Origin of the sequence: Halomonas sp. McH1-25 (assembly GCF_022348165.1) — a bacterium.
GTDB lineage: Bacteria > Pseudomonadota > Gammaproteobacteria > Pseudomonadales > Halomonadaceae > Modicisalibacter.
The window spans coordinates 89,337-109,340 of the sequence record NZ_JAKRFI010000003.1 but is presented as its reverse complement, the minus strand read 5'-3'; the positions used below and the strand labels follow the sequence as shown (position 1 = coordinate 109,340).

At 60.8% G+C, this 20,004-nt stretch carries 19 protein-coding genes; 4 read left to right on the top strand and 15 right to left on the bottom strand.

The window, feature by feature from the left end; all coding sequences use genetic code 11:
* Positions 1–200: 200 nt before the first annotated feature.
* The 3 genes from MHM84_RS09985 to MHM84_RS09975 form a co-directional block, all read right to left on the bottom strand.
* Positions 201–716, bottom strand: coding sequence for a DUF2795 domain-containing protein (locus tag MHM84_RS09985; protein ID WP_239265569.1), 516 nt, complete (start codon positions 714–716; stop codon positions 201–203).
* On the bottom strand, positions 716–1,711 hold the full coding sequence (locus MHM84_RS09980; RefSeq protein ID WP_239265567.1) for a DUF2795 domain-containing protein: 996 nt from the start codon (positions 1,709–1,711) through the stop codon (positions 716–718). The genes MHM84_RS09985 and MHM84_RS09980 overlap by 1 nt, the downstream gene beginning before the upstream one ends.
* 139 nt (positions 1,712–1,850) lie before the next feature.
* On the bottom strand, positions 1,851–2,795 hold the full coding sequence (locus tag MHM84_RS09975) for a LysR substrate-binding domain-containing protein (protein ID WP_239265565.1): 945 nt from the start codon (positions 2,793–2,795) through the stop codon (positions 1,851–1,853).
* Positions 2,796–2,893: 98 nt separating this feature from the next.
* On the opposite strand from MHM84_RS09975, the gene MHM84_RS09970 reads away from it, so the two are divergent.
* Positions 2,894–3,829, top strand: a complete 936-nt coding sequence (locus tag MHM84_RS09970) for a DMT family transporter (protein WP_343218284.1) — start codon at positions 2,894–2,896, stop codon at positions 3,827–3,829.
* A gap of 59 nt (positions 3,830–3,888) precedes the next feature.
* On the opposite strand, the gene MHM84_RS09965 is transcribed toward MHM84_RS09970, so the two are convergent.
* Both MHM84_RS09965 and MHM84_RS09960 read right to left on the bottom strand, forming a co-directional pair.
* Positions 3,889–4,803, bottom strand: a complete 915-nt coding sequence (locus MHM84_RS09965; RefSeq protein WP_239265563.1) for an OmpA family protein — start codon at positions 4,801–4,803, stop codon at positions 3,889–3,891.
* Positions 4,796–5,629 (bottom strand): MotA/TolQ/ExbB proton channel family protein, encoded by an 834-nt coding sequence (locus MHM84_RS09960; protein ID WP_239265561.1) that lies wholly within the window; start codon positions 5,627–5,629, stop codon positions 4,796–4,798. The genes MHM84_RS09965 and MHM84_RS09960 overlap by 8 nt, the downstream gene beginning before the upstream one ends.
* Before the next feature lie 220 nt (positions 5,630–5,849).
* On the opposite strand from MHM84_RS09960, the gene MHM84_RS09955 reads away from it, so the two are divergent.
* Positions 5,850–6,188 carry a zinc ribbon domain-containing protein YjdM gene (locus tag MHM84_RS09955; RefSeq protein ID WP_239265559.1) on the top strand — a complete coding sequence of 113 codons (339 nt, stop codon included), beginning with the start codon at positions 5,850–5,852 and terminating at the stop codon, positions 6,186–6,188.
* 12 nt (positions 6,189–6,200) lie between these two features.
* Here the strand turns inward: MHM84_RS09955 and MHM84_RS09950 are convergent, their stop codons facing one another.
* The 7 genes from MHM84_RS09950 to MHM84_RS09920 form a co-directional block, all read right to left on the bottom strand.
* Positions 6,201–6,608 (bottom strand): response regulator transcription factor, encoded by a 408-nt coding sequence (locus tag MHM84_RS09950; protein ID WP_239265557.1) that lies wholly within the window; start codon positions 6,606–6,608, stop codon positions 6,201–6,203.
* A gap of 50 nt (positions 6,609–6,658) precedes the next feature.
* Complete coding sequence (locus tag MHM84_RS09945; protein WP_239265555.1) at positions 6,659–10,300, bottom strand: chemotaxis protein CheB; 3,642 nt, start codon at positions 10,298–10,300, stop codon at positions 6,659–6,661.
* A 116-nt stretch (positions 10,301–10,416) separates the two neighbouring features.
* On the bottom strand, positions 10,417–12,138 hold the full coding sequence (locus MHM84_RS09940) for an HD domain-containing phosphohydrolase (protein WP_239265553.1): 1,722 nt from the start codon (positions 12,136–12,138) through the stop codon (positions 10,417–10,419).
* 109 nt (positions 12,139–12,247) lie between these two features.
* Positions 12,248–13,375 (bottom strand): molybdenum ABC transporter ATP-binding protein, encoded by a 1,128-nt coding sequence (gene modC / locus MHM84_RS09935; protein WP_239265551.1) that lies wholly within the window; start codon positions 13,373–13,375, stop codon positions 12,248–12,250.
* A gap of 16 nt (positions 13,376–13,391) precedes the next feature.
* Positions 13,392–14,093 carry a molybdate ABC transporter permease subunit gene (modB, locus tag MHM84_RS09930; protein ID WP_239265549.1) on the bottom strand — a complete coding sequence of 234 codons (702 nt, stop codon included), beginning with the start codon at positions 14,091–14,093 and terminating at the stop codon, positions 13,392–13,394.
* A gap of 13 nt (positions 14,094–14,106) precedes the next feature.
* Entirely contained in the window at positions 14,107–14,904 is a 798-nt protein-coding gene (gene modA / locus MHM84_RS09925) for a molybdate ABC transporter substrate-binding protein (protein ID WP_239265547.1), read from the bottom strand.
* A 90-nt stretch (positions 14,905–14,994) separates the two neighbouring features.
* Positions 14,995–15,372, bottom strand: coding sequence for a winged helix-turn-helix domain-containing protein (locus MHM84_RS09920; protein ID WP_239265545.1), 378 nt, complete (start codon positions 15,370–15,372; stop codon positions 14,995–14,997).
* 190 nt (positions 15,373–15,562) lie between these two features.
* On the opposite strand from MHM84_RS09920, the gene MHM84_RS09915 reads away from it, so the two are divergent.
* Both MHM84_RS09915 and MHM84_RS09910 read left to right on the top strand, forming a co-directional pair.
* Complete coding sequence (locus tag MHM84_RS09915) at positions 15,563–15,946, top strand: YciI family protein (protein WP_239265543.1); 384 nt, start codon at positions 15,563–15,565, stop codon at positions 15,944–15,946.
* Positions 15,947–16,035: 89 nt separating this feature from the next.
* Entirely contained in the window at positions 16,036–17,268 is a 1,233-nt protein-coding gene (locus MHM84_RS09910; protein ID WP_239265541.1) for an RNA polymerase sigma factor, read from the top strand.
* 2 nt (positions 17,269–17,270) lie between these two features.
* On the opposite strand, the gene MHM84_RS09905 is transcribed toward MHM84_RS09910, so the two are convergent.
* The 3 genes from MHM84_RS09905 to MHM84_RS09895 form a co-directional block, all read right to left on the bottom strand.
* A complete protein-coding gene (locus MHM84_RS09905; RefSeq protein ID WP_239265539.1) occupies positions 17,271–18,566 on the bottom strand; it encodes an MFS transporter in 1,296 nt (431 codons plus the stop codon).
* Between the two features lie 223 nt (positions 18,567–18,789).
* Positions 18,790–19,266, bottom strand: a complete 477-nt coding sequence (locus tag MHM84_RS09900; RefSeq protein ID WP_239265537.1) for a peroxiredoxin — start codon at positions 19,264–19,266, stop codon at positions 18,790–18,792.
* 63 nt (positions 19,267–19,329) lie between these two features.
* Entirely contained in the window at positions 19,330–19,809 is a 480-nt protein-coding gene (locus tag MHM84_RS09895; protein WP_239265535.1) for a hypothetical protein, read from the bottom strand.
* Between the last annotated feature and the right edge of the window lie 195 nt (positions 19,810–20,004).

Genomic DNA, 20,004 nt, shown 5'->3' with positions numbered 1-20,004 from the left:
GGCCTGCCTAGATGACCCTGACAAACTAGCGACCTTGGCCGAATGATACCACGTCGCGCTACCGGCGAGCCGATGGCGATCCGCGCCGGCGCGACAAGCGTATCCAGAGCCATTGATCGATCCCGCTAACAGCCGGCGCTGGCTAAAAACAGCCAAGCGCCCGGCTATGTCGGGTGCACCCCATGCAAGGCAGCATCGACTCAGCTCACCCTATCCAACTCGCGGGTGACATCGGCCATGCTGTGGTAGGTATGGTCACCGAACTTCTCCAGCGTGCGCATTTCCTGCTCGTTGGCCTTAGGGCGGGCGTAATCCTTGAGTTCCTGACCGCTGGCCGGAAAGGTCATGCCGGAAAACAGGCTGGCAAAGCGCGCCGCCGAAGGTGCCTGCATGGCATGTTGTCCACCGGCTTTGCTCGGTTGGTTATCGGGGGCTTTCTCGTGGGTACGTAGCTCGCCGAAAGCGCGAGCGACTTCGGCGGCGTCGCGATAGTTCCGCTCCGGTAGCTGTTGGATGATATTGCGCACGTCCCGCTCATCCTCGCTGACGGCATCGGCCAGCGCGTCACGCGATTTGGGAAAATCGACGCCTTTCAGTGCTTTTTCGAGATCGGCGGCCGACACCGCGCGTTTAGGGTGGGATGTCTGCATGTGCCGCTCGTAGCGGGATTTCTGTTCGAACTCGGCACCGCATATTTCACACACGAACTGTGCCATCAGCGTATCTCCCCGAGCGCTCTTTGTACGTCGGCCATCGTCGCGTAGCGTCGGCCAGGAAGCTCATTGACTACCTCGATGACCTCCTCCGCGGCCTGGTTGGCCTTGGCCTGCTTGACCAGATCGGTTTTGGTACAGGGGAAATCCACTCCCTTGAGCGCCTTGGTGACACCGGCTGCCGAGGCCGTACCGCTGGCCGCCTTGCCGCCGCGCTCGCCACCCTTGCTGCGATCGCCCTTGGGTTCGGTGATCTCGGCCTGCATCTGCGGTTCCGCGAGCTTGCCGGCCTCCAATGCGTCGGTTGGCCATTCCCGCTTCTTCAAGCCCAGGGTCTTGAACAGGTTCGCCTTGCCGCTGATCCTGACGCCTTCCTCGCTCAGATCATCATGCGCGCCAATCATCAGGAACTGCGCGTTCTCATAGTCGAGCAGCTTGCCGTCATCGATGTCGATCCAACGCTTGTCGGCGAATTTTTCCTGCAGGCGCTTGGGGTAGTTCGGCTTGGAGTGCGGGAAGCCGGGCACATCGATAGCGGGATTGCGTACCGAAATCACATAGCTCGCCTCGCTGAGTATCCCCAGTTCGTTCTGGGCCTTGCCGGGCTTCTCCGGACTGGAAAGCCGATAGGCCAGGCGAGAGCTGCTGTCGCGCTCGAAAATCGCATAGCGACCTTCGCCGGCAGGAATGGCCTCGCCCTGTTCCTGCTCGCCTCGGGTCTTGGTCTCGTACTCCATAGGCGCCAGCGCTTCGCCGATGTCCTTCGGCTTGCCCGTCATGTCGTTCATCATCCATTCGCGCTGGGTGGACTTGGACTTGCCCTTGACGATTTCCGGCATGCGCTTCTTGCCCACCACGAAGAGCCGCGCATTCTGGGCGTCGTCGGGTATCAGCACGACATGCAGGCGCTGCACATCATCGAGACTCTGGACGTTTTCCGCATTGACCTTGGGTCGATAGAAAAAATAGATGTCGCCTGTTTCCACGTAATCGGCCATGGGCCACCTCCCTGCGCAGAACGGATACACGATGCACGCTCTCTTTGGCGTAGCAGAGGGGACTGCGTCCTGCAAAACAGGCTACCGTGCTGTCGTGGAGGCTCGACAGTGATCCGCTATAGCGACTGGCATTGGTCGTTCACGAGCTCATGCCGGTGTCTTCGCGAAAGCGTTTTGCCTCCGCAATCAACCAGTCGATGAACCGTTGAGCCTTCGGTGGGGCGTTGCCGGTAGTGGGAAGTAGCAGGTCGTAGGTGAACGGCGAGTCGAGGACGAAGCGGTTGCCGAAGGGCCTCACCAATACGCCACTGGCTAGGCGGTCGCTGGCCACGGCGGGGTTGGCAAGCATCACGCCGCGTCCGGCGATTGTCTGGTCGAGCGCCATGCCATAGAGAGAGAAACGCCGCTGGATTGGCACCTTTGCATCGTGCATGCCGACGGCATCGAACCAGTCCCGCCAGCCAGGAAAAGCGATATTCTGCCGCGATTGCCAGACCACCTCGAGCAGGGGAAGCGCGAGCAGGTCGGCAGGGGTGTCGATGTGGGTACGTTCCAGCAGGGCGGGTGCGCAAACCGGGAACAATTGGTCGTCGAAGAGTCTTAGGCTTCTCACGCCGGGCCAAGGACCACGGCCATAGCGCAATGCAAGCCGCGCGCCACCTGCGTGCCAGGTCGGTGCCGTCAGGTTCTGGTCCGCATCCAGGGAAATATCGATTTGGGTTTCCTGGGCTTCGAAATTCGCCAGGCGCGGCAATAGCCAGAATTGGGCCAGCGAAGGTGGCGCGCTCAAGGTCAGCGTCGTGGCCGCTCGAGCCCGCTCACTGGCCGTTTGCACACCGCTGGCAATCCGCGCCAGTCCCGCATCGATATCCTCGGCCAGCAATCGACCGGCTTCGCTGACGCGCACGCCGTTGGGATAGCGGTCGAACAGTGCCACACCCAGGCGGTCCTCGAGTTGCTTGATCTGGCGACTAACGGCACCCGGAGTCACGCCCAGACGACTTGCCGCCACCTTGAAGCTGCCGGCCCGTGCGGCTTCGGCGAAAGCCCGCAATGCATTGAGCGGCAGTCGTTCGATTTTCATGGGTTGAGTTTTCCTGAGCCTAGGGTGGCAGAGTAATCGGTTGGATGCGGTCGTGCCAGCTGCTGCAATGGCTGCCATCACATACCGGGAGACATACCATGAACGATGCCAGATCCTCTACGGCCGATTCCGGGAATAGGGCGCCATTTACTCAAGCGCGACGCACTATCGATATGCCCGCCAGCGTACTGATGACTCTGTTCTGCCTGGCGCTGGGGCTGCAACAGGTAGCGATCAAGGCGGTGGAAACGGAGGTATCGCCGCTGGCCCAGATCGCGCTGCGCTCATTGATGGCGGCGGGGTTGGTAGGATTGTTGGTTTATTGGCGGGGCGTGGGATTGGCTGACTTGCGTACCCATCTCGTGCCGGGGCTGTTGGTGGGGCTGGGCTTCACTGCCGAGTTCGCCTTCGTGGCATTGGGGCTCGACTATACGCTGGCCTCGCACATGTCGGTCTTTCTGTATACCGCGCCGGTATTCGCCGCGCTCGGCCTGCACTTCCTGGTGCCGGGAGAACAGTTGAACCGGCGGCAGTGGTGGGGAATCGCGCAAGCGTTCGTGGGCATGGCGATCGCCATGGCACCGGCCGCTGGCCTGAAGAATGTCGAGGCCATCGTGCTGGGCGATGCGTTAGGGCTGCTGGCGGGGCTGGCCTGGGCAGCCACTACCCTGGTATTGCGCAGTTCGTCGCTCTCCGAGGCGCCGGCGGAACAGACGCTGTGCTATCAGTTGAGCGTTGCTGGGCTGCTGTTGTTGCCGGCAGCGGTGTGGCTCGGCGACGTGGCAGACATGCAGCTGACGCCACTGGCGATGCTCAGCCTGAGCTTCCAGACGCTGGTGATCTCGTTCGGTGCATTGCTGCTGTGGTTCGCGTTATTGCGCCGCTACTGGGCCTCGCAGCTCGGCGTGTTCTCGTTCCTGTCGCCGGTGTTCGGCGTGTTGTTTGGCGTCGTGCTGCTTAACGAGCCGCTTACCGCCAATTTCGTGATCGGCGGCGGGGTCATTCTGTGCGGTATCGTGCTGGTGACGCGTTAAAAAGACAACCACGTCCGCATGCTCTTATTAAGGGCATACGGACGTGACTAAGTGCGGCCTCAACGCGTTTCGTGAATGATCACTTCCACCCGGCGATTGGCGGCGCGACCTGCCACGGTATCGTTGCTGGCAATTGGCTGGGTGTCGGCGTAGCCGATGGCGCGCATTCTCGAAGCGTCGATGCCGGCTTCGCTCAGGTAGCGCAGGATCGACGTGGCACGCATGCTCGACAGCTCCCAGTTCGACGGGAAGCGCGGCGTGTTGATCGAGCGGCTGTCGGAATGACCCTCTACCGAAATCGTGCCCTCGAGTTCACTGAGCATCGCCACCAGCCGTTGAATCACCTCGCGCCCTTCGTCGGTCAGCGTCGCATCGGCCGAGTCGAACAGCAGATGATCCTGAATGCGCAGGGTGATGCCTTGCTTGATGCGCGACACCTCGACGCCTTCGATGGTCGGTAGGGCGTTGGCTTCCTGTACCGCCTTGTCGATGGCGATTGCCGCCGCTATGGCTTGCGGGTCGATGAGCGGCTTGGCTACCGCCAGGGCAGCGTCGATGGCCGTCTCGCTGATCGTCGGCTTCGTGGCCACGGCGATAGCGGCGGCCCTGGCCTGTGACGACAGTGACGGTGTTTCAATAACGCGGGCTGCCGCAGCAATGGCCGTTTCACTGACCACGGTGGGTGGATTGGTCGCAACACGTACCATATCGAGCGCTGCCTGGACGGCCTCGTCAGTCAGCAGGGCGGGGGGCGCGTGGGTCACCGGTTCGACACTGCTCTCGGGCGCCGCCGGACGTAACAGCTCGCCCAGCCCGCTCGCCTGACCCGAGACGGTCAGCAAGAGAACGAACAAGGCCACCAGCAGGGTCATGATATCCAGGTAACTGACCATCCAGCCGTCGCTGTCCCGATCCTGGGGATGAATGGCCAGCAGCACGTCATGGCGATGCCCCGGAGCGTGACGGTCAAGCATGTTTCACGGTCCCGCTGCTGTCGGAGGCATTGCTGCCAGACGTCTTGTCCGGCGACGGTTCACGAATCTCGTCGTGATAGTTGGCCATGAACGAGTTCAGCGTCTCTTCGATGAACGAGGGCAGGCGGCGCTTGGACATCAGCGATACGCCTTCGAGCACCATGTTCATGGCGATCAGGCGCTCTTCGGTGCGCCGCTCCAGCTTCACCGCAATCGGCTTGAAGATCAGGTTGGCCAACAGGATGCCGTAGAAGGTGGTCAGCAGCGCCACGCCCATGCGCGGCCCGATCTCGGCGAGATTGCTGGTATTCATGATTTCGAGCATGTTGACCAGTCCCACCAGGGTTCCCAGCATGCCGAAAGCCGGCGCATAGCTGGCCATGGTGCGAAATACCTGGGCCTCGGCCAGTTCGCGGGCCTTGAGGCGGGCGATGCGCCAGCGCAGCAGGTCAATGATTTCCTCTTCCTTGGTGTGATCGATCACCAACTGCACGCCGGTACGCAGGAAGGGGTTGCGGGTATCCTTCAGCGCTTTTTCCACTGCCCTGACGTTGCCCTTGAACCACAGCCGCGACATGTCGACCAGTTCCTTGATGTCATCTTTGGCGTAGCTGTCTTCGCGGCGGAAGACGATGCCCACCAGGCGCACCACGCGCAGCACTTCACGCAGGGGGTAGCTGATGAAGGTGGCCGCGAGCGTGCCGGTGACGACGATGGCCAGGCCGGGCAGATTGACGAAGCTCAGGGCCGACTCTGCGCTGAGTAGCAAGACACAGGCCAGCATGAGGCAACTGGCAGCGATACCGATGAGTGTGGAGGGGTTCATGCGGGGTTCCGAATGGCTGCGGTTTCTCTAAAGAAGCGGCGACACCTGCCGATACTTCCGATGAAGACCAGGATTATCGAGGACCCAGCATAGCCCTATCGTCGCTCGGCAAAGCGCGGAAATGCGCCCACGGGTGGGCCCAGTTCTTGCCGCGGCTGGGTTTCCTAGGCCTCAGCCGGTAAACTCCGCGCCTTCTCTCTACGTCAGGACGTCTTGCCCGATGAGCTCGTTGCCGAACTGCCCGCAGTGCGACTCCGCCTATACCTACCAGGACATGAGCCTGTTCGTCTGCCCCGAATGTGCCCATGAATGGCCGCAGGCAGCGGAAGAGGGCGCTACGGGCGAGCGTCTCGTCACCGACGCCAATGGCAACCCGCTGCAGGATGGCGATTCCGTCAGCGTGATCAAGGATCTCAAGGTCAAGGGGTCCTCTCTGGTGGTCAAGGTCGGCACCAAGGTAAAGAACATTCGACTCGTCGAGGGCGATCATGACATCGACTGCAAGATCGACGGGATCGGTGCGATGAAGCTGAAGTCCGACTTCGTGAAGAAGGTGTGATGCTGCGCCCCTTCAGTACTGTAACGCTTGGCTGATGTACTGTTCGCCTCGCAGCATCCGGCGAATGGCGTCAGGCAATTCGTCGGGGTCGCCCTTGAGCACATAGCCTTGGGCGCCGACAGCAATGGCCTGTTCGGCATAGCGGCGTTCGCCATGACCGGATAGGATGGCGCAGGGCAACTCGGGACGTCGCGCTTTTACGCTGGCAATGAGCTCGAGCCCGCTGACTCCCGGTAGGGAAAGGTCGACCAGCATGAAATCCGGAGATATCCCATCCAGATGCCGCAGCGCGGCTTCTCCGGAACCGGCGGTGTCGCAGACTTCCATGTCCGCTTCGAACGAGAGAAACTCGCTCAGCATTTCTTTCATGTAGGCGTGATCTTCAACGACGAAGATACGCGCAGGTGCGTCCATGCTCATGCAATATCTTCCTTGATAGCATCCATATGCTTATATGAGATTGATCGTTCCTAGGCTTTGCGTGCCGGCACTGTTACGAGTATAGATGTCCCTGCGCCGGGAGCGCTGGTGATTTTCATGCTGCCTCCCAGCAGGCGTAACCTCTCGCGTATGCTGATAATGCCAAAGCCGGGTTGTTCGTGCTGCCTCGCTTCCATGGCGACCGGGTCGAAGCCGTGTCCGGAATCGCTCACGCGAATGCAGATCTGTTCATCCGTGTGGTCCAGCTCGACTTCGACTCGATTCACGCCGGCATGCTTCTTGGCGTTGAACAGCAATTCCCGAACGACCTGAAAGAGCAATACGCGCAGATCTTCATCCGGCGTATAGGGCGTGTTGCGGGTTTGCAAGTCGACATCGAGGTCATGCAACTGCTTCATCTGGCGTTGCAGCCATTCGAGCGATTCGGCCAATCCCTCCTGTTTCAGGATGGGCGGGCTTAGGTCCACCGTGAGCTGGCGGGTCGTCTCGATGGCCTGGGCGATCCAGGACAGTGTCGAGGTGAGAGGCTTCTGCACTTGTTGATCATTCGAATCAACGAGTTGCTCCTGGACCAGGCGCACCTTCATCTGTAGCCCATAGAGCAATTGCTGCAGATCGTCGTGCAGCACCTGGGACACTCGGCGCCGCTCCTCCTGCTCGGCCATGGTCAGCTTCGAGGCCAGGTCGCGGACTTCCTGGGTACGCTCATGAACACGCGCTTCCAGCGTCTCGTTGATGTCCTTGAGCGCCTGCTCGGCGAGCTTCTGCTCACTAATATCGATATTCATGCCGACCCAGCCGCGAATCGTGCTATCCGAGTTGCGCAGTGCGCCAGCCCGAACCTCGGTCCAGCGATATTGCCCGCTGGAGGCATGAAAAATGCGGAACTCGGTATGTAGTGGTTTGCCTGTTTTTATTACCTGTTTCCATTCTGCTTGTGCTTGCTGACGATCATCGGCCTTGACGGCTTCAAGCCACCCCCAGTCCTTGAATTGTTCGTAGGTCTGGCCCGTGTAGGCCCGCCAGGAAGGGGAGTCCTCGCTGACCGAGCCGTTGGCATCGGTGGTCCAGATGATCTGGGCGGAGGTATCGACCAGAACTCTGAACCGTTCCTCGCTGGTGCGTAGTTCTTCCTCGAAACGCTTGCGGTCGGAAATGTCGATGAAGGTAATGACCACGCCATTGATCCTATCATCGACGCTGCGATAAGGCCGGATACGAGTCAAGAACCAGTGCCCCTGCTCGTCCTGAACCTCGCAACTGACCGGGGCCAGTTCATCCAGCACATGCTGGGCATCGCTGGTCAGCGAGGCATAGCCCAGGCGGTGGGTGAGATCGGAAATCAGCCGTCCGCAATCGCTCTGGCGAACGTTGAACAGTTCACTGACCTGTGGCGTAAAGCGCAAAATGCGCAGCTCACGGTCCAGGAACAGCGTGGCGATATCGGTGGCAGCCAGCAGATTCTGCAGGTCGTTGGAAAGCCAGCTGAGTTCCTCGACCTTGTGCTGGTTCTGCTGGTTGACCGTGGCCAGTTCCTCGTTCATCGATTGCAGCTCTTCCTTGGAAGTCTCCAGCTCTTCCATGGTGGAGCGCAACTCTTCGTTGGCGGATTGCAGCTCCTCGTTGGAAGCCTTCATCTCCTCCTGGCCGGTTTCGTACTCTTCGATGACCGTCTGCAGGCGTCGCTTGTTCAGGTCCAGCTCGGCTTCGAGTTCGCGGGATGTCGATTCGGCATCCGACAGCGAAAGGTGAGGCTCCGGGGCAACGGCATCGGAGCGCTCCTCGAAAATGACCAGTATCAGACCCTGGTCTTCGCGATCCTCGGCGGGACGGATATGCATCACTACATGGCGTATTTCACCATCGATGCGTGTCGGGATCGGCTTGGAGCGAACGGGGCGGTAATCCCTTTCGGCCATGACCAGGGCCGCATGCAGGTCAAGACGCAGTTCCTCGTGAACGAGCCTGAAGACACTCGAGGTGGGTTCACCGCCGGGGTGGGTCAGGTAGCGTCCGACGTGCTCGGAAAGATGAACGATCTTGTGGTCGGGATTGACCAGCAGGCTGGGCGGCGCGTAACGCTCGACCATCTTCTGATGCAGCTCCCCATAGGTCGGCAGGTGATGCGGATAGGTCTGGGCAAGCTGGCCTGCCGAGGAATGCCGGTTGGGAGTGCGTGGAAAGACAGGCAAATGCACGGCACGGGTAGGGATGTTGCGCTTGCGATACAGGCAGTGAGGCTTGCTGTGAGCACAGAATAGGTCGCTGCGGTCGACCGTTTCCGAGTTGCCTAGCATCAGGTAACCGCCGGCCTTGAGCGCATAATGAAAGACGTCGATGACGTCCTGCTGGATATCACGCTGCAGGTAGATCATGACGTTGCGACAGGCAATCAGGTCGAGCCGGGAGAAGGGCGGATCGCCAAGCAGGTTGTGCGGGGCGAAGACGACCACGTCGCGCACTTCCTTACGTATCCGGAAAGTGTTGTTTTCCTTCGTAAAGTAGCGGCGCAAGCGTTCAGCGGGAATATCGATTTCTATATCGCCCTGGTACACGCCCTCACGGGCCATGTCGAGAGACGCCTCGTGAAGGTCCGATGCAAACACTTGGATCTGAGGCGGCGAAGTTATCCTTGCAGCGGCTTCGAGAAGCAGGATGGCCAGTGAATAGGCTTCCTCGCCCGAGGCGCAGCCCACCGACCAAAGTCGGATATGGTCATCCTGCGTCTTGCCCTCGAACAACCGGGGAATGACCTCGCTCTCGAGAAGTTGAAAAGCCTCGGGATCGCGAAAGAAATTGGTGACTGTGATCAGGAATTCATCGGCCAGCGCGTGGACTTCGTCAGGTACCTGGCACAGGAAATCGAAGTATCTACCGAGGTCTTCGACGTGGTGCAACTGCATGCGCCGCTGGATGCGCCGCATGACGGTGGAACGCTTGTAGCGGCTGAAATCGCGACCGCTGCGGGTCCGCACCAGAGCAAAGATCTGGTGCAGCGTGTAGCGCTGGGCCTCGTCCAGTTCCTCGCCTTCCTTGGGAATGACGATCTGTGGGCGGGTCTGGGCATATTGCCTGATTTCTTCGTAGATATTCTCGAGTGGCAAGATGCGATCGACGAGGCGCGTGGCGATCGCACTCCTTGGCATGCTGTCGAATTCAGCTTCGTCAGGATTCTGGACGATCGTCAGTCCGCCGGCCGCCTTGATGTCCTTGAGTCCGAGCGTGCCGTCCGACCCTGCACCGGTCAGAATGATACCGACCGAGTCGCCGTCGTGAGTGGCGGCGAGCTTGCGGAAGAAGTGATCGATAGGAGAGCGTTCGCGACGCTTGTCCTCCAGTTCGGAAAGGCGCAGGTGCGTGTCTATGGTATTGAGATTACAGCCCGGTGGAATGACATAAACATGGTCGGTCATCAGGGGCTGGGTCTCGTTGACCTGAATGACAGGCATGGCGGTACAGGCTTGCAGCACCTCGGCCAGGTGGCTCTTGTACTCCGGCGACAGGTGCATTACGACGACAAAAGTCATCCCGGAGTTTTCGGGAACTCGACTGAAAAAGCGCTTCAATGCCGTTACGCCACCGGCCGAGGCGCCAATGCCAATGAGTGTCGGTTTGCCGGTTGTCGCTCGCGTAAAAGCCGGGATGCCCCTCGCCTCTTCGTCAGTGGACATTAGCGCTCATTCCTTCTCCTCTTCTGCCTGCGAGCCATCATCCCATCATAGTCGGCGATTTGCAGACGTATTGCCAGGCAACGGAGCAAGTCGGGCCGGCGATGAGAGGCCAAGGATCAAAAAGGGCGCAGTTGATATACCTCTGGCCGGACCAGCCTATCCAGTTGTCCCAACTGGCCAAAGTCGACCCGGGTCAGGATGTGATTCATCGCAAGCTCGCTGCGCGAGGTATTCCTGACCACGCGGACCCGACTGGGTTGGCCGCCTTCATCGAGCTCCATCACCCAGGCCAGGTAGCCATAGGAGTATCTGACCAGACTGCCGATGGGATAGAAGCCGTGACGTTGCACATAACGGGTCACCCAGCCCTTGTCGAACCGCTCGGGACGGTTGTAAAGGTAGCGATAGGCTTCGATGGCGGTCTTGGCGGGGCGGTCGCCACGCGGGCGCATCATGGCATCGATGACGTCGACGACGGCGGCCATGCGGGCGACGGCGGACAACGACTCGGCTCGATAGCCGTGCGGGTAGCCCGATCCGTCCAGGCGTTCGTTGATGCAACCGATGATGTCGTGCCGCATGGTGTCGTCGATCCAGTCCAGCGGCGCCAGGCGGTCCAGCAATATCTGCACATGGTCGCGCAGGCGTTCGCGCTGCTCGTCGTCCAGTTCCCCCTCCAGCGTGTGCAGCGATTCGCTCAAGAGCAGCGCCTTGCCCATGTCGTGCAACAGGGCGGCAACGACAGCGGCCCTGGCACGGGATGCCAGCTCCGGCTCGACCAGCATCAGATCGGCCAGCTTGCCTGCCACGTTGATGGAATGCTGGACCCATTGCGGCTCGTTGCCCAGGCAGGCAAGGGCATAGAAGAACTGCTGGCGGTCTCGTTCCAGCAGATGCAGCAACGTATCGGCACAACCGAAAATGGCCTCGCTCGACACCGGCTGGTCGTTTTTCAAGGCAAGCAAGGCGATATGCAATTGCCGGGCGACGTCACGTATGGCCCGTACCATCGGCGTGCTCTCGGCCAGGTCGCGTTGCCGCTGAGTCTGGAGACGCTCGGACACCGGCGACTGGAAGAGCGGCGAGGGGCGGGACATTCGTCCGCTATAACCACTGCGATAGGCTGCGTCGTGCTCGGCCTCGTTGACGTAATGCACCAACCGGTTCTGGCGTTCCGGCGACAGATTCTGGAAGGCAATGCCCACCGCCGCGTTGTGCCTTCTACCGGCCGGTCCGATATGCCGGACGATACCCGAGGCAATGAATTTCTCACCGTTGGGAAATTCGAAACCCACCGTGGGCAGTATGTTGCCGACCTGGAAGAAGGGACTATCGTTGAAAGGCACTTCCATCAGGCAGCCGCCGGCCGACAGGTTGCGCAGTTGGCCAGTCACGGGAGGCTGGTTGGGTAGCACGGCGGCGTAAGCCTTGGCGTGCATGCCCTGGATGAAAGGGATGCGCACGCTGCGCCGCTTCGAGGTCGTATAGAGCGCACGCGGAAGACGGCAGCGGAGCTCCAGACAGTCGCCGTCGCGACAGACCTCGAGAGGCGCCAGTGCCTCGAAGTGCAACGTATCCGACAGTGATTCCGCGCGCAGGGTCAGGGCCTGCGCGCGGACTTCCGTCTCGCTGAGGCTCTGGGCGTCGGTCAGCGACAGGGTGAGGCAGCGTTGTTTGGGGTCGACGGCGGATAACCGCACGGGGAATGCGGTGGGGAGGTGCTCGAGTGTGACGCTGAGCGAATGCGTCTCGTTGCCTAGACTGTCGACGACCTCGGCAATATGCGCGGCATCGGTAATCTCGACCTGATCCGGCTGTTCCTGCGTAGTGAGTTCCATGGCATGGCCTATCTCGTGTTGCCGTCACCCCATGTGACCGGCGAGCCCTCGCTATCCTGGATCGTAGGATTCGCAAGCCTGCAAAACACTTGTTTGAACATAATAAACATCAACGTGCTTCGAATGCCACGCTGCGTATCAACGCTACGATCGGCATGTCGACCTCGAGGCCCATTTCATCGAAGGCCTTGCGTGTCAGCCGGGTACGCAGAGCCTGGCCGCTGATATTCAGGCTCAATTCGATACTGGTGCGGGTATCGTCGCGAGGACCGATGCGTTCGATGATGGCGTGCAAACGGTTGCGATAGCTGATGCCGTCGGGCTCGGACAGGGCGAGCGCCACGTCGCGCACCGGGATGCGCAGACGCAGGCGCTCGCCGCGCTCGGCGTGCAACGCGGGCACGCTCAAGGTCTGGCCGTCGTCCAGGGCCAGGTGGGTCAAGGCGTAGGCCGGTTCATGGTCGATCACGCTGACGACGATGACCGATGCGGCATCGAAGCCGCCCAGATGCTCGGTGAGATCGAAGCGGTTGAGCAGGGCATCCAGGCGATCCTCGGCGATGATTCGTCCATGTTCGAGCAGCACCAGATGATCGGCAATGGCGGTCAGTTCGTGGGGGTCGTGGCTAACGTAAACGATGGGGGTGTCGATCTCGCGGGCCAGGCGGTCGATGTAACGCAGCAGCTCCTGCTTGCGGGCACCATCGAGACCCGTCAATGGCTCGTCCATCAGCAGCAGCCGCGGTGCGGTGAGCAGTGCCCGGCCAATGGCGACACGGCGTGCCTCGCCACCGGACAGCGTGGTCGGAAAGCGATGCAGCAGATGCGCGATGCCGAGAAGTTCGACGATGGCCTCGAAACGCGAACGCATCGCGGCGCGCATGCCGTAGGTCAGGTTGCCGCGCACCCGATAGTGGGGAAATAACCGGGCCTCCTGAAAGACCACGCCGAGACGACGGCGATGGGGCGGCACCAGAATGCCGCGACGGGTGTCGGTGAGTACTTCTTCACCGAGACGGATAGTGCCTTGGTCGGGGCGATCGAGGCCGGCGATCAGGCGCAGCAGGCTGGTCTTGCCGCTGCCCGAGGCACCGAACAGGGCCGTGACGCCGCTGGCGGGCAACGCCAGTTGGGCTTGCAACTGGAAATCGCCCTGGCGGCGCTCCACGTCCAGGTGCAAGACCGGACCGGAAGCGGAATGCGGTGGCAACGAAGGGATAGAGGTTGCGTCATGCATTGGGCAACAGCCGTAGTCAGCGCTGACTGTCGCGTTCGCTCAGCCGGCGGCGTGCCAGGCGCGCCAGCCATTCCGAGGCTATCAACGACAGCATGGCGATAATGATCGAAATCACGCACAGGCGGGCGGCGGCAGCTTCCGCACCTGGAGTCTGTATCAGGGTATAGAGGGCCAGGGGCAAGGTGCGCGTCTCGCCGGGGATGTTGGCAGCGAACGTAATGGTCGCCCCGAATTCCGACAGGGCCCGAGCGAAGGCCAGCACCGTCCCGGTGAGCAGCCCCGGCAATGCCAGTGGCAGGGTGATGGTGAAGAATACCCGCCAGCGGTTGGCACCCAGCGTACTGGCCGCAGCTTCCAGATTGACATCCACGGCTTCAAGGGACAGCCGCACGGCGCGCACCAACAGCGGAAAGGCCATCACGCCGGCGGCGACCGCCGCGCCCTGCCAGGTGAAGGGCAGGGTCACGCCGAACCAGCTATCCAGCCACTGGCCCAACCAGCCCTGGCGCCCCAGTGATATCAGCAGCAGATAGCCCACCACCACCGGCGGCAGCACCAGCGGCAGGTGCAGTATGCCATCGAGCAGCGCCTTGCCGCGGAACTCATGACGCGCCATTAGCCAGGCCAACGCCACGCCGGGTATCAAGATGCCTCCCACGGCAGTCACAGCCACACGCAGGCTGATGAAAATGGCTTGCCATTCGGCGTCGGAAAGCATCGGAATATCCGAATCAATGGCCGTGAGGATCGGCGGGCAGGAAGCCGAAATCGGTAAAGACCGACAAGGCCTCGTCGCTCTCCAGCCAGGCCCGAAAATCCCGGGCCGCGTCGTCAGGTGAATCGCCGATCAACGCGACGGGGTAGGTGATCGGAGGATGGCCGTCGCTCGGAAACAGGCCAAGTTGGCGTACCTTGTCGCTGGCCATGGCATCGGTGCGATAGACGATGCCCAACGGCGTCTCGCCGCGCTCGACCAGGGCCAATGCGGCACGCACGTTGTCGGCGCGGGCCAGCCGCGGTTCGAGAGCGCTCCATTCACCGAGCGATTCCAAGGCCTGCTTGGTGTAGATTCCGGCGGGGACGTGGGCCGGATCGCCTACCGCGAGCCGTTGGTCGTCTTCCAGGTGGGTGATCAGGGGCTCGCCCTCGCCGGGGGTGAAAGGGTCGGCATCGTTTTGGGGCGAAGCGATCAGCACCAGGCGATTCTGCAACAGATCGGTACGCGCCTGAAGGGCGATGCCCTGGCCACTGAGCCAGTCCATCCAGCGCTCGTTGGCGGAAAAGTAGAGATCCGCCGGGGCGCCGTTGACCACCTGTCGGGCGGCAGTGGACGATGAGGCGTACACCGGCACGATATCGACATCATGGGTTTGCTCGTAGCGTGCGGCGGCGGCATCCAGCGCATCGGTCAGCGAGGCGGCGGCGTAGACGTGAACTGATGGCGAGGCATGTACCGGTAGAGCCAGTATGGCGAGCGTAACCAGGGAAAGTCGGGCGAGACGGCGGCACAGTACATTGCAAGGTGGCATGGCTTTCTCGCTATGTATGATTGGAAATAACGGGATCACTATAGCGCCTCGATACACGCTATGCCAAGCGAGGAAAACAGGCGGGTTGCGTCAGGATGAGGCTTCTGGTGTCGCTTCCACCAGGGCCAGCAATTCTTGAGCTTCGCGGCAATGCTGAGGAGACAGACGCTCCTGCAGGGCGCGGTAGCGACGCAATATCTCTTGACCCAGTGGGGTCAGGCAGGCGCCGCCGCGTTGATTGCCTCCCGAGCGGGTCTCGATGACGGGAGTTGGCAGGTGCCGGTTCATGGTGTCGATGAGCTGCCATCCTTTCTTGTAGCTCATGCCGAGTTCGCGGCTTGCCGAGGCGATCGAGCCGGTGCGTTCGATCGCTTCCAGCAGGTCGGCCTTGCCGGGGCCGAGTACGACATCCTTGTCCGCGACGAGACGCAACTGAAAGCGAGGCGTGATATGGCGGGTTCGGGTCATGGTGTGTCCGTTGACGATTAAAGCTCTGTTTTAGCATGGCCAGCGCAGGGCTGCAGTGTGTAGCGACAGATGAAGAGCGCTTGGTGGTCTCGGCATTAGCAGCGCTTTAACGCTATAAAAAGATCAGGCTGTCGATTCCGGCGGCTGTCGTTCGACAACTTCATGTCCCCACCATGAAGGAGTGCCCGTCATGAAATACCTTTGCCTGGTCTATTGCAGCGAGTCCACCCTGCATAGCTTGCCTGACAGTCCCCGTGACGAGGAATGCCTGGCGTATGCCGAAAGCGTCCAGGCCAGCGGGCGCATGGTCGTTGCCGAGGCGCTGCAATCGGTAACCACGGCAACGACGGTACGAGTGCGCAACGGCAAGATGACGATCACCGACGGCCCCTTCGCGGAAACCAAGGAACAGCTGGCGGGCTTCTACCTGATAGAGGCGCGTGACTTGAATGAAGCGCTGCAGCTGTCGGCGAAGATTCCGGCGGCACGGGTCGGTAGCGTCGAAGTGCGGCCGGTGCGTGAACTTGGCGTGCCGACTCAGCCCTTGGATATGCAGGAGGCCAGTAGTCCATGAGAACGTGGCATTCAGCATGGCTCGTCTCCATGTTGCTGCTGCTACGGTAAAGCTTGGGCAGCGATTCATGAAAAGAAGTACCGGCTGACATGGCTTACGGTCAGGTTATCTCTGCTATCTATCGGCACGATTCACGACGTGTCCTGGCGACGCTGATTCGTTTGCTCGGGGACTTCGATCTGGCCGAGGAGGCGCTTCATGACGCCTTTACCGCGGCGATAGTGCAATGGCAGCGAGACGGGGTGCCGGACAATCCTCGCGCCTGGCTGGTTTCGGCCGGGCGTTTCAAGGCGATCGATAACCTGCGCCGTCGGGCGCGCTTCGATGCATCCCAAGCCGAGCTTGCCCGTCAGATCGAGGTCAATGCCGAAGACCGGCTGCAAGACGATAGCGAGGCACTCGAGGATGACCGGCTTCGCCTGATCTTTACGTGTTGCCATCCCGCGCTGCCGCCGCCAGCTCAGATAGCGCTTACCTTGCGTGAAATCTGTGGGCTCACTACTGAAGAAATCGCACACGCATTTCTCTGTACGCCAACAACCGTGGCGCAGCGCATTGTGCGCGCCAAGGCGAAGATTCGCGATGCCGGTATTCCCTATCAGGTACCGTCGCGCGACGAGTTGCCCGAGCGTATGGAGAGCGTACTTCGTGTGATTTACCTGGTTTTCAATGAGGGATATTCGGCGTCGTCCGGCAGTGCGCTGACACGTGTCGACTTGTCTGATGAGGCAATCCGTATTGGCAGGCTGCTCGTCGGACTATTGCCTGAACCCGAGGCGGTGGGGCTGCTGGCGTTGATGCTGCTTCATGAGTCGCGGCGTGAGGCGCGGGTCTCGCCGACAGGAGAATTGGTACGCCTCAGTGACCAGGATCGCTTGCACTGGTGTCAGGAGGGGATCGCCGAAGGGGGAGCGTTAGTTGAGCTGGCCTTGAAGTCCCGGCGCTTCGGGCCGTATACATTGCAAGCGGCCATCGCCGCCGTGCATGCCGAGGCCGCCAGCGCGGCCGAAACTGACTGGCTACAGATCATTGGCCTTTACGACGTGCTGCTACGTATCGAGCCTTCCCCCGTAGCCGAACTCAACCGGGCAGTTGCCGTGGCCATGTATGAAGGCCCAGAAGCAGGTCTGGCGCTGATCGACGCCCTTCTTGCGCGAGGGGAACTACAGGACTACCACTTGGCCTATGCCGCTCAAGCTGACTTGTACCGTCAGGTGGGTCGAATGAACGAGGCCAGGGCCGCCTATCGGCAGGCCCTGGCCTTTTGCGTGCAACAGCCGGAGCGCCAGTTTCTAACCCGGCAGTTGGACTCACTGGGTTAAGGTCACGTTTGAGTTACCGCCTTGATGATCCGCTGGCGTTCGTGCTCTTCGTAAAAGTCCGGATCATCGAACAGGTCGGGCTGGGTATCGTCGAAGAGCATCTCCAGCGCCTGGGGGCTGGTCTGTACCAATGGCTCGAAGTGGGCGGTGTCGCCATACACCACCGGGGAGACATAATGGCGCCGATAGAGAGCGTAGGCACCGAGCAGCGCCAGTACGGCGGCGATGTAGAGTGGCAGCACCTCAGCGCCGAGAACGTTCATGATCGCCCCGGCAAGGATCGGAGCGATGGCGCTGCCGGCCCCCTGCATGACCAGCATGTCGGCCGAGCCGGAGACGACTTCTTCAGGATGTAACTGGTCGATGAGCTGCGCCACGGCCAAAGGGTAGATGGAGAAGGACAGGCCGCCCCACACGAAGAACAGTCCCATTAGCACCGGCCTGCTGGGCGCCAGGGGCATCAGCGCCGCGAAAGCGGCGGCCAGGATGACCACGATGGTCATGACACGTCCGCGATCGTGACGATCCGAGAACCGGCCGATGGGAATCTGCAGCAAGGCGCCCCCCAGGATGGTGACGCTCATCACCAGGCCGATGCCGCCGACGTCATAGCCCAGCGCCTTGGCATAGATCGGTGTCATCGCCCAGAACGCGCCCATGGCCAGGCCCGACAGGGCAGAGGCCGTGACCGCCAGCGGCGCGAAGCCAATCAGGGCCTTGAGGCTGCTCTTGGGGCGATCGGGTATCGTCGGCGGTGCGCGCCGGGTCATGGTGATCGGTAGCAGAGCCCAGCAAATCAGGATTGCGGTCAAAGAGAACAGCAGAAAACCATCGGGGGTGTCCAGGCGCAGAATCTGCTGGGCCACGGCGATGGCGCCCAGATTGACCAGCATGTAAATGGCGAAGATGCGACCGCGTTCGTGACTGGCCGCCTTGCTGTTGAGCCAGCTTTCGATGACCGTCATCAGTGTCACGAAGGAAAGCCCATAGATGAAGCGTAGAGCCAACCAGGCCCACGGATTGACGAAAATGACGTGGAGCAGCGCGCCGGAGGCGCAAATCGCTGCGCAGAATCCAAAGGTGCGTATATGGCCGATGCGACGAATCAGGCGACTACTGACCCATGTGCCGCAAGTGAAACCCACAAAGTAGCCGGACATGATGATGCCCAGCATTGTCGTCGAAAAGTTCTCTTCAGTACCCCGCAGAGTCAACAGTGTATTGATCAGTCCATTGCCGAGCAGTAGGAGCGCTACACTTCCTAATACCGCACGGATGGGATGCAGTAACGACCGCATGCCATTCTCCTTGTGCCAATGAGGGTAGCTAACCTTATGCAGCGAACATGCCAACCAAAGGATCAGAGGAAAGCCTCTGATCCTTTAGGCTATTTAACTGAACAGTTAAATTAGGAGATGCGACTATGCTGTCAAGTGGCGCGTTGCCGATGCCTGGCGGAAGCGCCTGCACAAGAAAGGGGAAGCCGGTGGGGGCCGGCTTCATCCGTGAGGTGGGGTATTCTCAAAGCCTGTCGAGAACGCTATCGGCACTGCTTTCCTGAACGCCTTTGGGATCCACGCCGATGTATTCCACCACGCCGTCGTTGGCGATCAGCGCGAAGCGCTTGCAGCGCGTGCCCATACCGGCGCCACTGGCATCCATCTCCAGGCCGAGCGCTTGGGTGAATTCGGCGTTGCCGTCGGCGAGCATGGTGAATGCCTGGGCATTCTGGTTTTCCTGCCAAGCGCCCATCACGAAGGCGTCGTTGACCGCCATGCAAGCGATGGTATCGACGCCCTTGGCAAGGATCTCGTCGGCTTTGATCACGAAGCCGGGCATATGGGTGTTGGAACAGCCGGGCGTGAAGGCGCCGGGTACGCCGAACAGCACGACGCGCTTGCCGGCGAACAACTCGCCGGTCGAGATGTCCTCGGGGCCGTTGGCGCCGTTGGTCTTGATCGTTACGTCGGGAATCTTGTCGCCGGTGGCAATGGTCATGGCATGCTTCCTGGTTGCAATGTGAAAAGGCTGTCGGGCTGCCTTTATCCAGATGCTGCAGCGTCAATGAGTGAAAAACAATACTACCGGCAGACTGGCGAAGAAACACCAGGCCGTACTAAAGAGCCAAGGCGCATAACGGGGGAACAGGGCGCCTTGACGAAAATGCTTCCAGGCGATTCCAGAATGTTGGCTTTCCGGGCTGCGCTCTGCCGCGTGCAGGTCATATTTCTTGAGTTCCCGGGAGACGGCAAGCAGCTCATCCTGGCGTTGCTCCCATTCGCCAAGCACGACGTAGGCCGCCTTGATGCCAGGCCAGGCTTGTAATGCCAGCGTTAGCCCAAGTAGTGCCAAAAAGGGTGGAAACAGGAGCGTGAACGGGGCCTGCCACTGACCGATCAGACTGCTTGCCGTCATGGCATAGGCAATGACCAGAAAGGACTGAGACGAGATGAAGGCGTTCAGCCGGCCCGCCAGTAACGAGCTTTGGAACTGGATTTCGCTGCGGTAGAACTTCAGGAGATCGATATCGCTCTCGGCCAAGACAGGCTCCCTCTCGTACAGAAGCAGACAACAGATCCTCTGCCTTGCGATTCTAGCCATCCCAGGCCATGGCGGCGAATCTTCTTCCCTTACGATGACGCAACGTTCCGTTACTGCGATTGGTTTGTCTCTTAATCGTTTACGACTAGGTTCTAGAAGGAAGCCTCATCTAGTTGTCTTCTCAGGAGCGAGACC